This is a genomic window from Chitinophaga deserti, assembly GCF_003149455.1.
GTDB classification, from domain to species: domain Bacteria; phylum Bacteroidota; class Bacteroidia; order Chitinophagales; family Chitinophagaceae; genus Chitinophaga; species Chitinophaga deserti.
In genome coordinates this window covers 358396-377436 of record NZ_QFFK01000003.1, presented here as the reverse complement: position 1 = coordinate 377436, position 19041 = coordinate 358396, and the positions used below count along the sequence as shown (strand labels likewise).

The 19041-nt window shown below is 51.0% G+C and carries 12 protein-coding genes and 1 riboswitch; of the genes, 8 read left to right on the top strand and 4 right to left on the bottom strand.

Annotated elements, in window-relative coordinates:
- Positions 1 to 125: 125 nt before the first annotated feature.
- The 3 genes from DEV76_RS08730 to DEV76_RS08720 form a co-directional block, all read right to left on the bottom strand.
- On the bottom strand, positions 126 to 728 hold the full coding sequence (locus DEV76_RS08730; RefSeq protein WP_109697247.1) for a hypothetical protein: 603 nt from the start codon (positions 726 to 728) through the stop codon (positions 126 to 128).
- Between the two features lie 216 nt (positions 729 to 944).
- Complete coding sequence (locus tag DEV76_RS08725) at positions 945 to 3314, bottom strand: ribonucleoside-diphosphate reductase subunit alpha (protein WP_109697245.1); 2370 nt, start codon at positions 3312 to 3314, stop codon at positions 945 to 947.
- A gap of 62 nt (positions 3315 to 3376) precedes the next feature.
- Positions 3377 to 4348 carry a ribonucleoside-diphosphate reductase small subunit gene (locus tag DEV76_RS08720; RefSeq protein WP_109697243.1) on the bottom strand — a complete coding sequence of 324 codons (972 nt, stop codon included), beginning with the start codon at positions 4346 to 4348 and terminating at the stop codon, positions 3377 to 3379.
- 132 nt (positions 4349 to 4480) lie between these two features.
- Positions 4481 to 4681: riboswitch (cobalamin riboswitch) on the bottom strand.
- A 544-nt stretch (positions 4682 to 5225) separates the two neighbouring features.
- On the opposite strand from DEV76_RS08720, the gene DEV76_RS08715 reads away from it, so the two are divergent.
- The 4 genes from DEV76_RS08715 (at position 5226) to DEV76_RS08700 (ending at position 12243) form a co-directional block, all read left to right on the top strand.
- Positions 5226 to 5786, top strand: a complete 561-nt coding sequence (locus DEV76_RS08715; RefSeq protein ID WP_109697241.1) for an RNA polymerase sigma factor — start codon at positions 5226 to 5228, stop codon at positions 5784 to 5786.
- Between the two features lie 88 nt (positions 5787 to 5874).
- A complete protein-coding gene (locus DEV76_RS08710) occupies positions 5875 to 6939 on the top strand; it encodes a FecR family protein (protein ID WP_109697239.1) in 1065 nt (354 codons plus the stop codon).
- 180 nt (positions 6940 to 7119) lie between these two features.
- Complete coding sequence (locus DEV76_RS08705; RefSeq protein WP_198651990.1) at positions 7120 to 10554, top strand: TonB-dependent receptor; 3435 nt, start codon at positions 7120 to 7122, stop codon at positions 10552 to 10554.
- 24 nt (positions 10555 to 10578) lie between these two features.
- Positions 10579 to 12243 (top strand): RagB/SusD family nutrient uptake outer membrane protein, encoded by a 1665-nt coding sequence (locus DEV76_RS08700; RefSeq protein WP_109697237.1) that lies wholly within the window; start codon positions 10579 to 10581, stop codon positions 12241 to 12243.
- A 63-nt stretch (positions 12244 to 12306) separates the two neighbouring features.
- Here the strand turns inward: DEV76_RS08700 and DEV76_RS08695 are convergent, their stop codons facing one another.
- Entirely contained in the window at positions 12307 to 13860 is a 1554-nt protein-coding gene (locus DEV76_RS08695; RefSeq protein ID WP_109697234.1) for a hypothetical protein, read from the bottom strand.
- A 245-nt stretch (positions 13861 to 14105) separates the two neighbouring features.
- On the opposite strand from DEV76_RS08695, the gene leuC reads away from it, so the two are divergent.
- Genes leuC through DEV76_RS08675 form a run of 4 tightly spaced genes read left to right on the top strand, consistent with a single transcriptional unit; the run spans position 14106 to position 18737 of the window.
- Positions 14106 to 15503, top strand: coding sequence for a 3-isopropylmalate dehydratase large subunit (gene leuC / locus DEV76_RS08690; protein WP_109697232.1), 1398 nt, complete (start codon positions 14106 to 14108; stop codon positions 15501 to 15503).
- A gap of 21 nt (positions 15504 to 15524) precedes the next feature.
- Positions 15525 to 16124: a 3-isopropylmalate dehydratase small subunit gene (gene leuD, locus DEV76_RS08685; RefSeq protein WP_109697230.1), complete on the top strand. Its 600-nt coding sequence runs from the start codon at positions 15525 to 15527 to the stop codon at positions 16122 to 16124.
- Positions 16125 to 16132: 8 nt separating this feature from the next.
- Positions 16133 to 17212, top strand: a complete 1080-nt coding sequence (leuB, locus tag DEV76_RS08680; protein WP_109697229.1) for a 3-isopropylmalate dehydrogenase — start codon at positions 16133 to 16135, stop codon at positions 17210 to 17212.
- Positions 17213 to 17231: 19 nt separating this feature from the next.
- The gene (locus DEV76_RS08675) at positions 17232 to 18737 is read left to right on the top strand and encodes a 2-isopropylmalate synthase (RefSeq protein WP_109697227.1); all 1506 of its coding nucleotides are present in this window, start codon (positions 17232 to 17234) and stop codon (positions 18735 to 18737) included.
- Positions 18738 to 19041: the final 304 nt, after the last annotated feature.

The following is a 19041-nucleotide window of genomic DNA, read 5'->3' as shown; positions in this document are numbered from 1 at the left end:
AGTCTGCCCTTCGTCTGCCTTTCATCTGCCCTTCGTCTGCATGGTACTCCGGTATAATAACGACCTTATTGGCACCAAGCCTGCAGGCTGACTGATACAGATACCGTACTATCTAAAAGGTCAGGTCACGCACCAGCTTTCCGGATATGTTCCTTCACAAAGGTTTTAAACGCACCGTCGATCCCCACTTCCCGGGTTATCTCATCCCATTCTATCCAATCCTGTTTTGTAACCACACCACGGTCAACAAATAGCTCGTTGATATTGGCTGCAGTTTTCTCATCTACAAGGCCGCTGCCTGCAAAAGCTGCAAGGAGGGCTGTACCGGCAATTTCTCCGGCCGTCTGGGTCTGGTTTTCGAAGTAATAAGCATCTATGGTGCGGTAGAGGCAGCCAATTGCCCGGATAGAGGCCTCCGCCCGGCTCAGGTTACGTTGTGTCTGGCATTCGGTAATCCACAGGGTTATCATTTCCATATCGGAAATGCTGCTGTTGATACCGTGCTCGCTGCTCAGCAGTAAAGATTCATCCCGCGAAAGCACGAACGCTTCCTCGAGGAATTGCAGGGCATGGAGCACCATGTCCATCACAAATTCATTATCAATCTTTTCTGAACTAAAATCTTTTTCAATCCATTTTACAAGGAATGGATGAACCTGGCGCACCGATTGGTAAAGCGCTTTCATTTGCTGGACATGGCCCAGTCCGTTGAATATTTCGGGTAGCATGGGGGCTGAATGATTTGGGGCAGGAAAATTACCCGCTAAGCGGCTGTAGTTAAACAGGATAGCCGTAAACTGTCGGTAGAAGCGAGCGGAAGGGCGGTTTTAACGGATGGGTTGAGCGCAATTTCCGTGAAATGTATACGCAAAACAAAAGCCCGGAAGCATTCGCTCCCGGGCCTGATTTTATTATCTGCAATGAATGCTGTAAAGCCTTATTAATTAGGCGCTGCAGGTTACGCAGCCTTCTTCCATGGTACAAACTGCACCTTCCACAATTTCCATCTCGGCACCTTCTGCAGGTAACACAGGCACCATATTCTGGCCGCCCTGTTTTTCCACGGTAAACTGTACAGCTTGTGCTGCAGCCTGCGTACGGAGGTAGTACATGCCGGTTTTGAGGCCTTTCTTCCAGGCATAGAAGTGCATGGAAGTGAGCTTGGAGGCAGATGGTTTGTCTACAAACAGGTTCAGGGACTGAGACTGGCAGATGAACGCACCGCGGTCGGCCGCCATGTCGATGATCGTACGTTGCTTGATCTCCCAAACAGTTTTGTAGAGTTCCTTGATATTGGAAGGGATCTCGGGAATGCCCTGGATAGAACCATTGGCAGAGATGATCTTGTTCTTCATATCATTATCCCAAAGGCCCAGTTCCACGAGGTCTTTCAGCAGGTGCTTGTTTACCACCACAAACTCACCGCTCAATACACGGCGGGTGTAGATGTTGGAAGTGTAGGGTTCAAAGCACTCGTTGTTACCGAGGATCTGCGAAGTGGATGCAGTAGGCATAGGCGCCAGCAGCAGGGAGTTGCGGATGCCATGCTTTTTGATCTCGGCTTTCAGGCCGGTCCAATCCCAGCGGTCAGACGGCTGAACGCCCCACATATCATACTGCAGGATGCCTTTGGAAACAGGCGAACCTTCGTAGGAAGCGTATTTGCCTTCGGTGATGGCGAGGTCTTTGGAAGCTGTCAGCGAAGCGAAGTAGATCGTTTCGAAGATGTCTTTATTCAGCTGCTGCGCAGGCTCGCTTTCGAAGGGGAGACGGAGAAGGAAGAACGCATCTGCCAGACCCTGTACGCCAAGACCGATGGGGCGGTGGCGGAGGTTGGAGTTACGGGCTTCATCTACCGGGTAATAGTTCTGATCGATGATCCTGTTCAGGTTAATGGTAGCCTGGTAGGTTACTTCGAAGAGTTTCTGGTGGTCGAACTTACCGTCGATTACGAAGCGGGGCAGGGCCAGAGAAGCAAGGTTGCACACGGCCACTTCATCTTCCGCAGTGTACTCGATGATTTCAGTACAGAGGTTGGAAGATTTGATGGTGCCAAGGTTCTGCTGGTTCGACTTGCGGTTGGCAGAGTCTTTATACAGCAGGTAAGGCGTACCGGTTTCGATCTGAGCGTCGAGGATAGCGAACCAGAGGTCCTGCGCTTTAACCGTTTTACGCTGACGGTTTTCGGATTCGTATTTAGTGTAAAGTTCTTCGAATTCTTTACCCCAGCAATCCGCCAGTCCGGGTGCTTCGTGTGGGCAGAAGAGGCTCCAGTCGCCGTTTTCTTCCACACGCTGCATGAACAGGTCGGGCATCCAGAGTGCGTAGAAGAGATCGCGGGCGCGCATTTCTTCTTTACCGTGGTTCTTGCGGAGGTCGAGGAACTCGAACACGTCTGCATGCCAGGGCTCCAGGTAAATGGCGAATGCGCCTTTGCGCTTGCCACCGCCCTGATCCACATAACGGGCGGTGTCGTTAAACACGCGCAGCATGGGGATGATGCCGTTGGATGTACCGTTGGTGCCGCTGATATAGGAACCTGTGGCGCGGATGTTATGAATGCTGAGGCCGATACCGCCGGCGCTCTGGGAGATCTTGGCGGTTTGCTTCAGGGTATCGTAGATGCCATCGATGCTGTCGCCTTTCATAGTCAGCAGGAAGCAGGAGCTCATCTGCGGTTTGGGTGTACCAGCGTTGAAGAGGGTAGGCGTGGCATGTGTGAACCAGCGCTCGCTCATCAGGTGATAGGTTTTGATGGCAGAGTCGATATCCTCTTTATGGATGCCAACAGCTACACGCATAAACATATGCTGCGGGCGCTCGGCGATCTTGCCATCTATTTTCAGGAGGTAAGAGCGCTCCAGCGTCTTGAACCCGAAGTAATCGAACGCGAAATCGCGGTCGTAGATGATGGTAGAGTCGAGGATCTCGGCGTGTTTCTTTACGATTTCCCATACGTCGTCGCCCAGGAGACCGGCGTTTTTACCGGTTTTGGGGTCTACGTATTCAAACAGTTTCTTCATCGTTTTGGAAAACGACTTCAGTGTATTTTTATGCAGGTTGCTCACCGCGATGCGGGAAGCGAGCTGCGCGTAGTCGGGATGCTTTGTTGTCAGGGAAGCGGCGGTTTCAGCAGCGAGGTTGTCGAGTTCGCTGGTGGTAACACCGTCGTACAGTCCCTGGATCACTTTCTTCGCTACATCTATTGAATCAACGTATTCCGGCGCCAGTCCGTAACACAGCTTCTCTACTCTGGCCGTAATCTTGTCGAATTTGACAGTTTCTTTTCTGCCGTCTCTTTTTATAACGAACATAGTGTGATGAATTTAGTGGGTGAAAAATTGAATATGGCTTATTTGAGGGTAGATTGTATTTACTAGAAGTCTTCGTCGAGGCTGAAGGTTTGTGTTCCTTTCTCGCCCATAACGCCGGCTTTCTGATAGTCGCCTACGCGTTTTTCGAAGAAGTTGGTTTTGCCCTGGAGGGAAATCATTTCCATGAAATCGAAGGGGTTTGCGCTGTTGTAGATCTTGGAGCATCCAAGTGCCTGGATCCAGCGGTCGGCCACGAATTCGATGTATTGCTTCATGAGTTCGGCATTCATGCCGATGAGCGCTGCGGGCAGGGCTTCGGTGATGAATTCTTTCTCGATGGTAACGGCGTCGGAGATGATTTCGTGTACTTCTTTCTCGCTCAGCTTGCCTTCGAGCATTGAGTAAAGGAGACAGGCGAATTCGCAGTGGAGGCCTTCGTCGCGGCTGATGAGCTCGTTGGAGAAGGTGAGGCCGGGCATAAGGCCGCGTTTCTTCAGCCAGAAGATGGAGCAGAAGCTGCCGGAGAAGAAGATGCCTTCCACAGCGGCGAATGCTACCAGGCGCTGGGCAAAAGTGCCGTTCTCGATCCAGCGGAGGGCCCATTCTGCTTTCTTCTTAACAGCGGGTACGGTATCGATGGCGTGGAAAAGACGGTCTTTTTCCACAGGATCTTTTACGTAAGTATCGATAAGGAGGGCATACGTTTCGGAGTGGATGTTTTCCATCATGATCTGGAAACCATAGAAGCAGCGGGCTTCAGGGATCTGTACTTCGCTCATGAAGTTCACGGCGAGGTTTTCATTCACGATCCCGTCGGATGCGGCAAAGAATGCCAGTACATGGGAAATGAAATGGCGCTCGCCATCGTTCAGTTTAGCCCAGTCCGACAAATCGCCGGAAAGATCAATTTCTTCTGCTGTCCAGAAGCTGGCTTCATGCCGTTTATACTGTTCCCAGATGGCGGGGTAGTTAATCGGCAGGAGTACGAACCTGTCTTTATTCTCCTTGAGTAATATCTCATTCTCGTTATTCATACAAGATTTTTTATATGGTTAACCAGTTATAGTTGCCTGATTTGTGAGATTCGAAGGGAGACGGAGGTCCATTATCCTCGTAAGGAAGGTAACAGGGGCCATCAGCCAACACCTTGAATCGCGAAGGTTTAGACGTTATCCGAAGTGCTGGCAGGTCTCCTGGCTATCCCTCGCCGGGTGAGCCTTCCCGTTACGGTATTACCCGGAACAGTGGCTATGGAAGATCCGGCATTACAGGGGTTTACAGTAGCGCGTCTGCCCGTGATTTTCACACGGTTCCCTTTTAATTCCTTTCGTCGGAAACGTTCGGAAGCCAGCACAACGATGTCAAGAACTGTGTGCAAATGTAATGATCAAACCCCCTGCACAAATTCATAAGTTACCCCCATATGTGGATAAAGAACTGAACAACTTTGAAGATCGCGCAGGGATACCGGATAGCGGCTTTTGCACACTTATTTGCAGGTATTTGGTATATAGAATTTGCAGAATGTGTTGATTTTCTGGCACATATTAGACCATTGAAAATATATGTCAGAACAGCAATTGAATTCCAATCTTTTGCACATACTTAAAAATGAGTATTCCTTTTATCATGCCTACAGGAGTTTCGGATCGAGGTACCGTTACCCCCTCATCCGTTATAAAAACGAAGTACTTCCTGTTAGTGAGGACTTCGAATCAGGGGAACCGTGGAACTTCCTGTAAGGGCCTGATAAAATAGCCACGTTTACCCGTCAGGAAGGATGACTAATAATAGGTTACGGGCAAATTTTACATGGTCTCGGGTGAAAAAACAGGATTTCAATGTGAAAATTATATCACTAACGTGTTCGTCTGACCTGTAACTTGCATACAGGGTTATTAAATTCCGCGGATGGAGCAGTTGTTGGAACGAATTGCGAAGAACAGTGATCAGTTGGCTTTTGGCCAGCTCTTTTCTCATTTCAGTGACCGGCTCATTTATTTCGCCTCCGCCCTCGTCCGCTCCCGTGAAGAAGCCGAAGAAGTAGTGGCCGATGTTTTTGTGAAGCTTTGGCAAAACCGCTCCCAGCTCCTGGAGATCCGGCATTTTCAAACCTACGTTTATACCGCCGTCCGGAATACCGCCCTCAATCACCGCTCCCGTTCCATCTTTCCCATCGAAGAACTCGAAGGCAATGAGGCCGCCCTTATACCCTGTGTGGTATCTCCCGAAGAATCACTCATCAGCCGCGAAAACCTGCGCCAGATAGAACAGGCGGTGAACGGCCTCCCCATTCGCTGCCGTCTCATCTTCAAACTCGTGAAGGAAGACGGGCTGTCGTACCGCGAAGTAGCCGAAGTGCTGGATATTTCCGTGAACACCGTAAATGCCCAGATCACCATTGCCCTGAAGAAACTCAGCTCGGCCATCGACCTGCGGAAGCCTTTCCGCATCCCGCTCGTCCGCAAGTAAATTATCTTTTGAAAATATTTTTTGACTGTCTTTAACTGGATGGCCGAAAAATCCTGTCTAACTATATAACCACCTGATTATTTCCTGCATGGAACAAGAACAAAAGCTTTGGGAATTATTTGGCAAGGAACTGTCCGGTACGTTGTCGGAAAGGGAGCGGCTGGAACTGGAATTGTTGAAGAAACAGTTTCCGGATGTGGCCCGTCAATACGAACTACTGGGCGCATTATCGTTCCGTAGTGCCGAAATACAGCCGGAAGCCCGGAAGGAAGAGATGCTGGGCCGGATCTTTACCGCAGCGGGAGAAGCAACATCAGAAGAGGAGCTGCCTGAATTTACGGAAGTGGCTATTCCCCGCAGGAGAAAACTTTGGCTGGCCGCCATACCCCTTGCCGCTGCTGTATGCACCGGCATATGGTTCTGGACAGGAGGAAAAAAGGCAGAAGATAAAGGCTGGAGCACCGTACAAACGCGCAAAGGCAGTAAATCGAAACTTACCCTGCCCGACGGTACCGAGGTAATCCTCAATGCCGGAAGCTCCCTTTCATATGCAGAAGGTTTCCGCGACGGCACACGACAGGTGCGCCTGAATGGTGAAGGATATTTTAAAGTGGCCGCAAGCGCCGAGCATCCATTTATTGTAACCACCAACGCGGTGGAAGTCCGCGTACTGGGCACGGAATTCAACCTCCAGGCCTATGATGCAGACATGAAGACTGAGACCACCCTTATCTCCGGAAAGGTGGAAGTAAAAGTTAAAAATGATGGGAAAAGCTACCTCCTTGCACCCCGGCAAAAGCTGGCCGTGCAGAATGTAACGGAGTTGAAAAAGGTAGTAAATGCTCCCGCTAACGATCCCGTGCCGCCGCAGGTGGAACTGAAAGCTGCTGATACAGACAGCCGCGACAGCTCCCTGACGGCTGGCGCCTGGGTCGAAAACAGGCTCGTATTTAATGATGAGCCGCTCGAAGTACTGGCCCGCCGCCTCGAACGGTGGTATAATGTGGAAGTGGAAATCCGCAACGAAGCACTCAAACAGGCACGCTACACCGGCAGCGTGGAAAACGAACCGCTTTCACAGATCCTCGAAATCCTGAACACGATCAAACCGATACGATACAAAATCACCACGACCAAAATCACCATTTACTAACCAAAACGAATAACATGAGATTTCTACCTGGATCCACACTGGTATTTTCCTGACCTCTCAGCGTCATGAAATAGAAAACGGGAAATGCGGCTAACATTCCCCGTTTGATAAGTATGCAGGAAATCCGTCTGCTTTGGATTTCAACGGGTTTCCTATTGCCTGGACTTAACAATCAAATCTATGAAATTATTTACAAAACGCACTGCCAACAGGCGGTTGTATCAACTTTTGCTGATCATGAAGATGAGCTTCTTGCTGACGTGCCTCTTCCTGCAGGTGCATGCCGGCGTTTATTCGCAAAAACGTATCAGCGTTCATGCCGACCGGCTGCCGGTAAGCCAGGTGCTTGCCATGATAGAGCTGAAATCGTCGTACCGGTTCTTCTATAACAGCGACGAGCTGCGTAAGCTCCCGCCGGTTTCCCTTAAAGTAACCAACGGCACCCTGCCCGAGGTAATGTCCCTCGTATTGGCCTCCCACATGCGCTACCGCGTGATGGACGACCGGTTAGTGGTACTCGGCAACGACATCGACGCCAAACAGTTTAAGCGGGTAAAAGGCCGGCTGGCAGATAGCAAAGGCGCTCCGGTTCCAGGCGCTACCATTGTTATCAAAGGCACCACCAAAGGTGTGGCCAGCGATGCCGAAGGCCGCTTCGAGATCGAAGCCAATAACGAAGACGTGCTCGTGATCAGCATGATGGGCTTCAAGAAACAGGAAGTGCCCGTTGCCGGTAAAGATCAGCTGGATATTACCATGGAAGCCGACGTTGCCGGCCTGCAGGAAGTGCTGGTGGTAGGATATGGTACCCAGAAGAAAGCGAACCTCACAGGTGCCGTAGCTTCCGTGGGCGGAGAAGTGCTGGAAAGCCGTCCCCTCGTGAACCTTGCACAAGGGCTTCAGGGTGTAGTACCTAACCTTAACGTGAACATGAATAATGGTGCCCCTGGCCGGGGAGCCACTTTCAATATCCGTGGTACCGGCTCCATCACGGGCGGTAACGACGCTCCGCTGGTACTGGTAGACGGCGTGGTGATGGACCCCAACCTCATCAACCCGGCAGACGTGCAGAGCGTAACCGTTCTCAAAGATGCCGGCTCGGCCGCTATCTATGGCAGCCGCGCTGCCAACGGGGTAATCCTCATCACCACCAAGAATCCTAACAAACATCAGCCCATGCGACTGTCGTTTAACAGCACATACTCTTTCAACCGCGCCACTTACATGCCTAAGTACATCAATTCTGTTGATTACATCCGCATGTTCCGTGAGGCAGACAGGACAGGAGCCGATGGCGGCAATACTTCCTCCGAGCCTTTCACCGTGGAAGATTCCATCCGCGCAGCGGCCTACTACCGCGACCCTGCCAATACATCGCCGGTGTACGTGGATCCCAATAACCCGAATAAATACCGCTATGTAGGCAATACCAACTGGCTGGATGAACTGTATCCCGGATGGGCGCCTATGTGGGATAACTCTTTCTCCCTCAGCGGCGGTTCCGGTAAAATCTCCTACGTTGCCAGCCTTGGCTACCTCAAACAGGATGGCCTTATCAAAGCTGCCAACCAGCGGTACAACCGTTACAACGCATCCTTACGCCTCAATGCGGAAGCCACTTCCTGGCTCGACCTTAATTTCAAGGCAGCCCTGAACCGCTCCGATTACAATACCCCTAATGCCACGCAGTTTGCAGAAGCGAGTGTAAATGATTTCGCGTTCATTTCAAGTGACCTTCGTCCGATTATGCCTATCACACATCCGGATGGCAACTGGGCAGGACAGGGCAGCTTCACGAACCCTTTTGCCGTTATGGCGGAAAATGGCCGTGTAAAGGAGAATAAGACCGACATCTGGCTCACCGGCGGCTTCACGGTTAAACTGCTCCGCAACCTCCGCATTATCGGTGACCTCACCTGGAATAATTATGGTGCAGGTAAAAGCATCCATTACAAAGCATTCAAGGAATATGGGGTAGATGGCAGGCTGATAGGAACCTATCCCTGGACGAACCCCGACCGTTTGATCCGCTCGGCTGCTAACGACGGTTACCATGCCATTAACTTATACACGGAGTACTTTACCACCTTCGCGCGTAACCATAACATCAAACTGATGGCAGGTTACAACGAAGAGGCAAAGCAAAACCTTTCGTTCAGCGCTACAGGCCGTAATCTGCTCGATCCCACACTGGAAAGCCTGACGCCGAACAACGACCCCACGGCAACTTCCGGGTCAGTTGGTAACGCTATTTCGGAATGGGCTGTTCGCGGAGGCTTCTTCCGTGCTAACTACGACTACAAGGAAAAGTACCTCCTGCAGCTTACCGGCCGGTACGATGGTACCTCCCGCTACGCCCGTGGTAAACGCAATGTATTCTCTCCTTCAGTATCCGCAGCATGGCGCGTGTCTGAAGAGAATTTCTTCGGCAGTGCTAAAAGCTGGGTGAACGACCTGAAGCTGCGTGCTTCATACGGTACATTGCCCAACCAGCTGAGTGAAAATCCTTATCCGTATATCACCTTCATGCCCACAGGTACCACACCTTACCTCTTCGGTAACAACCCTGGTGTAATTGTAGGTGCGCCTGCCTTGGTGAGTGAAGATTTCACATGGGAAAAAGTAACGACGCTGAACTTCGGTCTTGATGCAACTACCCTGCAGGACAGGCTCTCCTTCAGTTTCGACATATACCGCCGCAAAACGACAGACATGATCACAGCCGGACGCCTGCTGCCGGCATTGCTGGGTACCAGTTCTCCCGCCCGCAACTCAGCAGATCTGCTGAACAAAGGATGGGAGTTGTCGATTGGCTGGAAAGACAAAATAGGCAGTGATATCCGTTACAATGTATCGCTCGTGCTGGCCGATAATCAGGCAGAGATCACCCGCTTCGAAAACAACCCTACCGGCAATATCACCCAGCATTATGTGGGTAAGAAATGGAATGAGATCTGGGGATTCCAGACCGATGGTTTCTTTACTTCTGACGCAGAAGCTGCCGCTACTAACCAGACGCAAATCTGGGCAGGCAAATGGCTGGCAGGAGATATCCGTTATGCCGACCTCGATGGCGACAAGAAAATCACCCGCGGCAGCAGCACCCTTGCCGATCCCGGTGACCAGCGTATTATTGGTAACTCCACACCGCGTTATACTTATGGCCTGAACCTGGGTGTTGAATACAAAGGCTTTGACCTTACGGCATTCTTCCAGGGTGTAGGCAAGCGCGATTTCATGGCGGGCGGTAACTACTTCTGGGGCTTTGGAAGCGAATGGGATGTGCCGATGGAGTATCATACCGACTACTGGCGTGCTGACAATACCAGCGCTTACTATCCGCGCCTTCGCTTTGGTGGCGGTGGCAACTTCCAGACGCAGACCAAATACCTGCAGAACGCAGCATATGCCCGTTTGAAACAGGTGACCCTCGGTTATACTCTGCCCGAAGAATGGCTGCGTGTCGCTAAGATCCAGCGCCTGCGCGTTTTCGCAACGGGTCAGAACCTGTTCACCATCACTAAAATGCACAAGGCATTCGATCCCGAACTGCTGGGCGCCAACAGCTATCCGCTGAGCCGCACCATCGCATTCGGCATCCAGCTGGGACTGTAATCGTTGAACAAAAAAAGCAACCACATGAAAAAAACACTCGTCATATCTTCAGCCATGCTCGCCCTCGTTTTCGGTGCAGCCTGCAATAACGATTTCCTCGACCGTCTTCCGCAAGACCGTCTCAGCGAAGCCACGTTCTTTAAGAATGAAAACGACCTACGCATTTACGCGAACCGTTTCTACACCATTATTCCCGCACAGGGCCATACCAGCGATAATAACTCCGATAACTTTGTGCCCCGCGACCGTACACCGCTCCTTGCAGGCACCTATACTGTTCCAAATACAGGTGGTGGCTGGACGTGGAATAACGAACGTGAAGCCAACTTCTTCCTCATGCGTTATGAAAGGGCGGATGCCGCTCCGGCCGTGAAAGCGAAGTATGCCGGCGAAGTACGTTTGTTCCGTGCCTATATGTGGTGGAGGAAAGTAGTGCAGTTCGGTGATGTGGTTTGGTTCGGGAAAGATCTGAATGAGAATTCCCCCGAATTGTTTGCCGCCCGTACTCCCCGCGCTACTGTGATGGATACGGTGCTGAATGACCTCAACTATGCGGTGGCCAACCTGCCGGTGCCTGCGAGCGCTGAGCAGGACCGCGTCAACAAAGACATTGCCAATGCCATTAAATCACGCATCTGTCTTTGGGAAGGCACTTACCGCAAATACCGCGGCCTGCCCGGTGCGGAAACTTATCTGCGCGAAGCTGCCACTGCTGCCGAAGCAGTAATGAACTCCGGAAATTACGCGATATACACAACCGGAGCACCTACCCGCGATTATGTGAACCTGTTTATCCAGGAAGAACTGCGCGGCAATAAAGAAGCCGTGATGGCACGTCGTTATGTGAAAGATCAGTCGATGCACAATGCCACCCGCCAGATCTCTGACGTATGGCCCAGCTACAGCAAAGATTTCGTGGAGTCGATCCTTTGTGCCGACGGACTGCCCATCAGCCTCAGCCCGCTGTATCAGGGAGATGATACCCCGGAGAAGGAACGTACTAACCGTGATCCGCGTTATTCCCAGCTCATCGTTACCCGCGATTACGTGGTAACGCAGAATGCCGACGGGTCTGCCGATAAGATCACCCTTCCGCGCATTCCCGCTGTACTTACCGGCTATGCGAGTGCCAAGTATAAAAGCCCTGACCCGGTGCAATGGGTGGCAAACCAGTCTACCCTCGATCTCTTCATCGTCCGCTATGCAGAAATACTGCTCAACTTTGTGGAGGCTAAAGCAGAACTGGGAGAAGCCAGCCAGGCAGTGGTTAACCAGACGATCAATAAGATCCGCGACCGCGTAGGTATGCCGCATATGATTATTGCCGCGCTGATAAAAGATCCTGCCTCCACCTTCCCTACGGTACCGGTATTGATCGATGAGATCCGCCGTGAACGCCGAATAGAACTGGCACAGGATGGCTTCCGTTTCGATGATATCATCCGCTGGAAAGCCGGTGAGCTCATCAATAACGCCAAAACCATTGTGGGCATGAAGCTTACGCCCGCGCTGAGGGCTCAGTATCCCGCATCGCAGGTGGCTGGCATCCAGGTAGATGCGAATGACCGCATCCGGGTGTATACAGATATTACCACACGCGTCTGGAACGACAGGATGTACCTCTTCCCGCTGCCGCTACAGGAAATGAACCTGAACCCGCAGCTGAAACCACAGAACCCGGGATGGTAATTTATAAATGGAAAGGAAAGTAATAAGAACAACGAAGGGGGCTGCGGCCCCCTTTTTTATGCCCTAAATACGGGGCACCTTATTCCTGAATTTCTGTTGGATAACTTCCTGCACCGGTATGCCTTCTATCTTACTTTCCAGCCAGCTTACAATATCGAGGTAAAGATAACTGCGGCGCTCGTAAGGGCTTTTCGCAATCACTTCCAGCCTGCCTTTCAGCTCGCGGAATGCGGTACGTAATGCACGGGGATTGGCATACATGTTCTTCCGCAGGAACTTCAGGATCTCTTCCATTACAAGGCTTAAATCCTTGTTCTTGGCAATGAAGTGATACACCGATTTAATGAGGTACTCCACCAGGCTGTAGTTCTCCAGCTCGTAGTGTGCAATAAGATGGAGAATGCGCGCGAAACACTGAATATCTGCCCGGAGGTTGCCGATCTTCAGTTGTATGATCTTGTTGAGGTAAATGATGGCATTATCATTATCGCCGCTGCCGAAATACAGGCAGGCGATCTTGTAATAGAACACCAGTACGCGGTGCTGATCTACCGTAAGCTGGTGCTCACTGATCTTTTCCTCCACCTCAGCCACCAGCTTCAGACCTTCCGAGAAAGTACCGTCGAGGAAGTGGCGGTTGATCTTACCGGTATAGAGATACACGAACGCATTGGTACGCGTATTCTCATTGAGCGATTCTTCTTTTTCAGTGATATAATCTTCCATGTCCTGCAGCACTTCGGTGAACTTATCGTGGTTCATAGTGTGGAAGTGTGCGGTGAGGAGATTGTGCATGGCTTTGATGTAGAGGTCCACATCGGTTTCCTTCAGATGGGGATATTCGCTGAAGAGGTCTACCCACTTCTGGGTGTACCGGTAGTACATGACGAAATCCTGCAGGATGTAGTAATACCAGCAATACGCCTGATACAGATAGATGCGTTCATAAAAACTCATCTGGCTCCGCTGAACGGGAGGGAGGTTGGTATCGAAGAAGGATTTGAGCATGAGGGTGTCTTTCTCATCGCGGGCATGGCCGAGTTTGAGATAGAGGCCGTACATGCGCAGGGCGAGGGTAGACAGGCGGGAAACATTATTGAGCTGCTCGTTGATGACACGGCTCTCTTCACTCAGTTCCTCAGCCCGGTTATCGAGGCTGCGGGTAATGTGCCGCGTTTCTATCAGCTTTTCGAATTCCACGATCTCGAAATAGAGCATTACCTCTTCCTGCTCCCGGGCCGATACCTTGGCTTTGGCCAGGATCTTCAGGCTTTGATGGTAAAGCCCTTTGTTGTACAGCACCCGGGCATAGTCCAGCTGCTCCCGGAGCTCAATTAAGGCGTCTTTCGTTTTATACAGGAGGCGGAGGGTGGTCAGTAAGTGTTTATAGAGATGGGCCTTGATATTGCTGAGCTGTTGCTTTTTGATGTCGGGCACGCGCCGGAGGATCTGCTCATCGTCGTATTCCTTCATTTTGTCCAGCGCATTAAACAGCTGTATGAAAAGCACGTCTTCTTTCGTATTGTCCCGGTTAAAAGCCAGCTGGAAGTTCCTCTTTTCTGCTTTAGTTAGCGTTTTTATTAATATGAATAAGGCATCGTTCTGCGTGTTGGACATCGTTGTTATAGGATTGTAAGATATTGAATTACAATAGTTTAATGGCCTCAGGTAACAGTTGCTAATCGTAATATTGACAAATTTAACGAACTGAGGTTTAAAAGTGTCGATTAGATTTGAAGTAATAAAGCGATAAGAAAAGCAAATATACGGGTTTGACTGACAATGCTGCCTGACACAGAATATTTAACATATCTACGTCGGATTGCATGTATGAAGCCCGGTTAATAAAGTCAAATTACGCCATGGGGAATACATTATTCGACAAAATTTGGGACGGCCACATCGTGGCAAGCCGCTCCGGCCATCCGGACGCGGTGTATATCAACACACATTTCATACATGAAGTAACAAGCCCCCAGGCATTCGACGGTTTACGCAAACGGGGTGTTCCTGTTTTCAGACCGGGAAAAACACGTGCCACGGCAGACCATAACGTACCCACCCTCGACCAGCACCTGCCCATTAAGGAGGCGCTGAGCCGCAAGCAGGTGGAAATGCTCACGGCCAACACCGCAGAGTTTGGCGTAGAACTGTACGGGCTGGGCCACCCTTACCAGGGCATCGTTCACGTGATCGGACCTGAGCTGGGTATTACCCTGCCGGGGATGACCATTGTGTGCGGCGATTCCCATACCTCCACCCACGGTGCTTTCGGAGCAGTAGCCTTCGGTATCGGCACCTCGGAAGTGGAGCAGGTACTGGCCACCCAGTGCATCCTGCAATATAAACCCAAGCGCATGCGCATCACGGTGAACGGGCAGCTGAAGAAAGGTGTGGTGTCTAAAGACATTATCCTGTATATCATCTCCAAAATCTCCGCGGCAGGGGGCACCGGGTACTTCGTGGAATATGCCGGCGAAGCCATCCGCAGCCTCAGCATGGAAGCAAGGATGACGATCTGCAACATGTCTATCGAAATGGGTGCCCGCGGCGGCCTCATTGCTCCTGACGAAACTACGTTCGAATATATTAAAGGACGCGAGTTCGCTCCCAGGGGCGAAGAATGGGACAAATCCCTCGCATTCTGGAAAACCCTCCGTACCGACGACGATGCCGTTTTCGACTCGGAACTGGTTTTCGACGCTGCTGATATTGAACCGCAAATCACCTACGGTACCAACCCCGGTATGGGAATGGGCGTTACCGGGAACATACCCGCACTGGCGGAAATTGAAGAGAAAGAACAGCTTTCCTTCTCCAAATCCCTCCAGTACATGGACCTTCAGCCCGGCACCCAACTCCTCGGAAAGAAAGTGGATTACGTTTTCATCGGCAGCTGTACCAACAGCCGCATCGAAGACCTCCGCATGGTAGCCGAGTTCGTGAAAGGCAAAAAGAAATCCGATGATGTAACCGTATGGATCGTGCCCGGTTCCAAACAGGTAGAGGCACAGGCCATTGCGGAAGGTATCGATAAGATATTTGAGGATGCCGGCTTCCAGCTGCGCCAGCCCGGCTGTTCGGCCTGCCTCGCCATGAACGAAGACAAGATCCCGGCAGGTAAGTACTGCGTTGCCACATCTAACCGCAACTTCGAAGGCCGCCAGGGTCCTAACGCCCGCACCTTCCTTGCCAGTCCGCTGACTGCTGCCGCTGCAGCCATCACCGGAAAAGTGACCGATGTGAGAGCAATGATTTAATTCCCGAAACGAACCATCAACATGGACAAGAAATTTGCAAACCTGGTATCCTCCGTGGTACCCTTACCGATAGAAAACATAGATACGGACCAGATCATTCCGGCCCGTTTCCTCAAAGCTACCACCCGCGAAGGTTTTGGAGAAAACCTCTTCCGCGACTGGCGTTTTGACGAGAACAATGAACCTAAAGCTGATTTCGTTCTTAATAACGAAACATATAAAGGCAGGATCCTGGTAGCCGGCAAGAACTTTGGCTGCGGATCGTCCCGCGAACATGCCGCCTGGGCCATTGGCGACTTTGGCTTTAAAGTAGTGGTGAGCAGCTTTTTCGCCGATATCTTTAAGAACAACGCACTCAATAACTTCATTCTGCCCGTGCAGGTGAGCGAGGATTTTCTGGCTAAAATCTTCCGTGCAGTGGAGAAAGTACCTACCACCGCCATCGAAGTGAACCTGGAAGAGCAGTTCATCGAAATCAAGGCAACAGGGGAGAAGGAACATTTCGACATCAACCCTTACAAAAAAACATGCCTGCTGAACGGGTACGACGATATTGATTATCTCCTCAGTCTCCGCAACGAGATCGAAGCATACGAAACTACACGACCTTTTAATTTCTAAAACAATCTATGGGAGTCTCAAAGAAAATACTGGTAATACCCGGAGACGGGATCGGACAAGAAGTAACCGCCTGGGGTAAGAAAGTGCTGGAAACGATTGCGGCGAACTACAAACATGAATTCACATTTGACGAAGGCATCATGGGCCACGTAGCCATTGAGGCTACGGGAGATCCCCTGCCGGCAGAAACGCTGGATAAGGCCCGTGCTTCCGATGCCATCCTGTTTGGCGCCATCGGCCATGCCAAATACGACAACGATCCTACGGCTAAAGTGCGCCCTGAACAGGGATTGCTCAAGATCCGCAAGGAGCTGGGGCTGTATGCCAACCTTCGCCCCATCAAACTGTTCGACGACCTTTTGCAGGCTTCCAGCATTAAGCCGGAAATCCTCCAGGGGGCCGATATCCTGTTTTTCCGCGAGCTCACCGGAGACGTATATTTCGGTGAAAAGCAGCGCAGTGAAGACCGTGCTACCGCATCCGACCTGATGATCTATCATAAGTACGAAGTAGAGCGAATCGCCCGCAAGGCATTTGAAGCCGCCCGTACCCGCCGTAAGAAACTTTGCTCTGTAGATAAAGCCAATGTGCTGGAAGCTTCCCGCCTTTGGAGAGAAGTAGTGCAGGAAATCGCCAAAGATTATCCTGATGTGGAAACCGAGCACATGTTCATTGATAACGCCGCCATGCAGCTTATTAAGGATCCAAAGCGTTTCGACGTGGTGGTGACCGGTAACCTTTTCGGAGACATCCTTACCGATGAAGCTTCGCAGATTGCAGGCTCCATGGGTATGCTGGCATCCGCTTCCGTAGGCGACAGCATCGGGTTCTACGAACCTATCCACGGTTCCGCACACGATATCGCCGGTAAAGGCATCGCTAACCCGCTGGCATCGATTTTATCTGCCGCGCTGCTGCTCGATATCTCTTTCGGCCTGAAAGAAGAATCCCAGCGCGTAATACGCGCGGTAGATGCCACGCTGCGCCAGGGCTACCGTACCATGGACATTGCCAACAAACATACCGCCAACAACATGCTGCTGGGTACAGACGCGATGGGGGCACAGGTGCTGAAAAACCTTAACTAATTTAACTGACGCATATATCATGGATAAGAATAGAGTATACGTATTTGATACCACGCTGCGCGACGGCGAGCAGGTGCCCGGCTGTCAGCTGACTACCGTGGAGAAAATTATCGTAGCCAAAGAACTGGAAGCCCTCGGTGTAGACGTTATCGAAGCTGGCTTCCCCATCTCCAGCCCCGGCGATTTCCAGAGCGTGGTGGAGATATCCAAAGCAGTTTCAGAACCCGTTATCTGCGCCCTTACCCGCGCCAATACTGCAGATATCGACGCCGCCGCTTCCGCACTGGAGTTTGCCAAACGCAAGCGTATCCACACCGGTATCGGCGCGTCTGACATGCACATCAAATACAAATTCAACTCCACCCGCGAAGCCATTCTCGAAAGAGCAGTGAGCGCCGTGAAGTACGCCCGCAAATTTGTAGATGATATCGAATTCTATGCAGAAGATGCAGGCCGTGCAGATAACGAATATCTCGCCCGCATGATCGAAGCAGTGATTGCCGCAGGCGCTACAGTGGTAAACATCCCGGATACAAACGGTTACTGCCTTCCTGAGCAATACGGTGCCAAGATCAAGTACCTGGTCGATAATGTGAAGAACATTGATAAGGCCATCATTTCCGTGCATTGCCATAATGATCTGGGCCTTGCTACTGCCAATACCATTGCCGGTGTAATCAACGGCGCCCGTCAGGTAGAGTGTACCATCAACGGTATCGGTGAGCGTGCAGGTAACACTTCGCTGGAAGAAGTGGCCATGATCCTGAAAACGCACCACGCGCTGGGATACACCACCGGCATTAACAGCAAACGCATTTACGAGATCAGCAACCTGGTGTCGAACATGATGCGGATGCCTGTGCAGCCCAACAAAGCCATCGTGGGCCGTAATGCTTTTGCACACAGCTCAGGCATTCACCAGGATGGTGTGCTGAAGCACCGCGAAAACTACGAGATACTCGATCCGGAAGATATCGGCCTGTCGTCTAACGCAATTATCCTTACTGCCCGAAGCGGCCGTCATGCACTGAAGCATCACCTCGAAAGACTGGGTTACAAGATCGATAAGATCAACCTCGACGATGTGTATGCCCGCTTCCTCGAAATGGCAGACAGTAAGAAAGAAATCAACGATCACGACCTGCTTACCCTCATGGGGGATGGCGATGCCAACCACTATGGCGATAAAGCAATTAAGGTAACGCTGCTGCAGGTAGTATGTGGCGACCCGCTGCGCCCGATGGCTACCGTAAAGCTGCGCGTGAATGGCGAAGAGAAAGAAGCAAGCGCGGCAGGTAACGGTCCGGTTAACGCTACTATCAACGCTATCCAGCATATCATCAATGACGAGATCACCATCGATGAGTTCAGCATTCAGGCTATGCACGGCGGCAGCGAAGATGTAAGCAAGGTAAACATGCGCGTACACAAAGGCGGAAAGTCTTATTACGGCTTCGGGTACTCCACCGATATCGTGAACGCAAGCGTACACGCTTATGTAGATGCATTGAATAAGATTTACTAGCAGAAATGCATAGTTATAATAATTTAAAAGGCCGCCATTGTGCGGCCTTTTAACATTTTTTTAAATTTCTTGTGAAGTTTTATACTTGATAAAATATTTTCCAGTATTTTCACCGAATAATTAGAAAGGGAACCATTTCAGCATATTCCGGGGTTCCCGTAAATCGAGATCCAAGTGCTTTCCATCCTACATCAAAATGCAGCTGGTGGCCATTATAACCTAAGTGTATTATAATCTAAATCTAAATCGGACTTATGAATCAAAGCAGTATTATTCATTAACCAGGAGAGACATTTATCCCGTA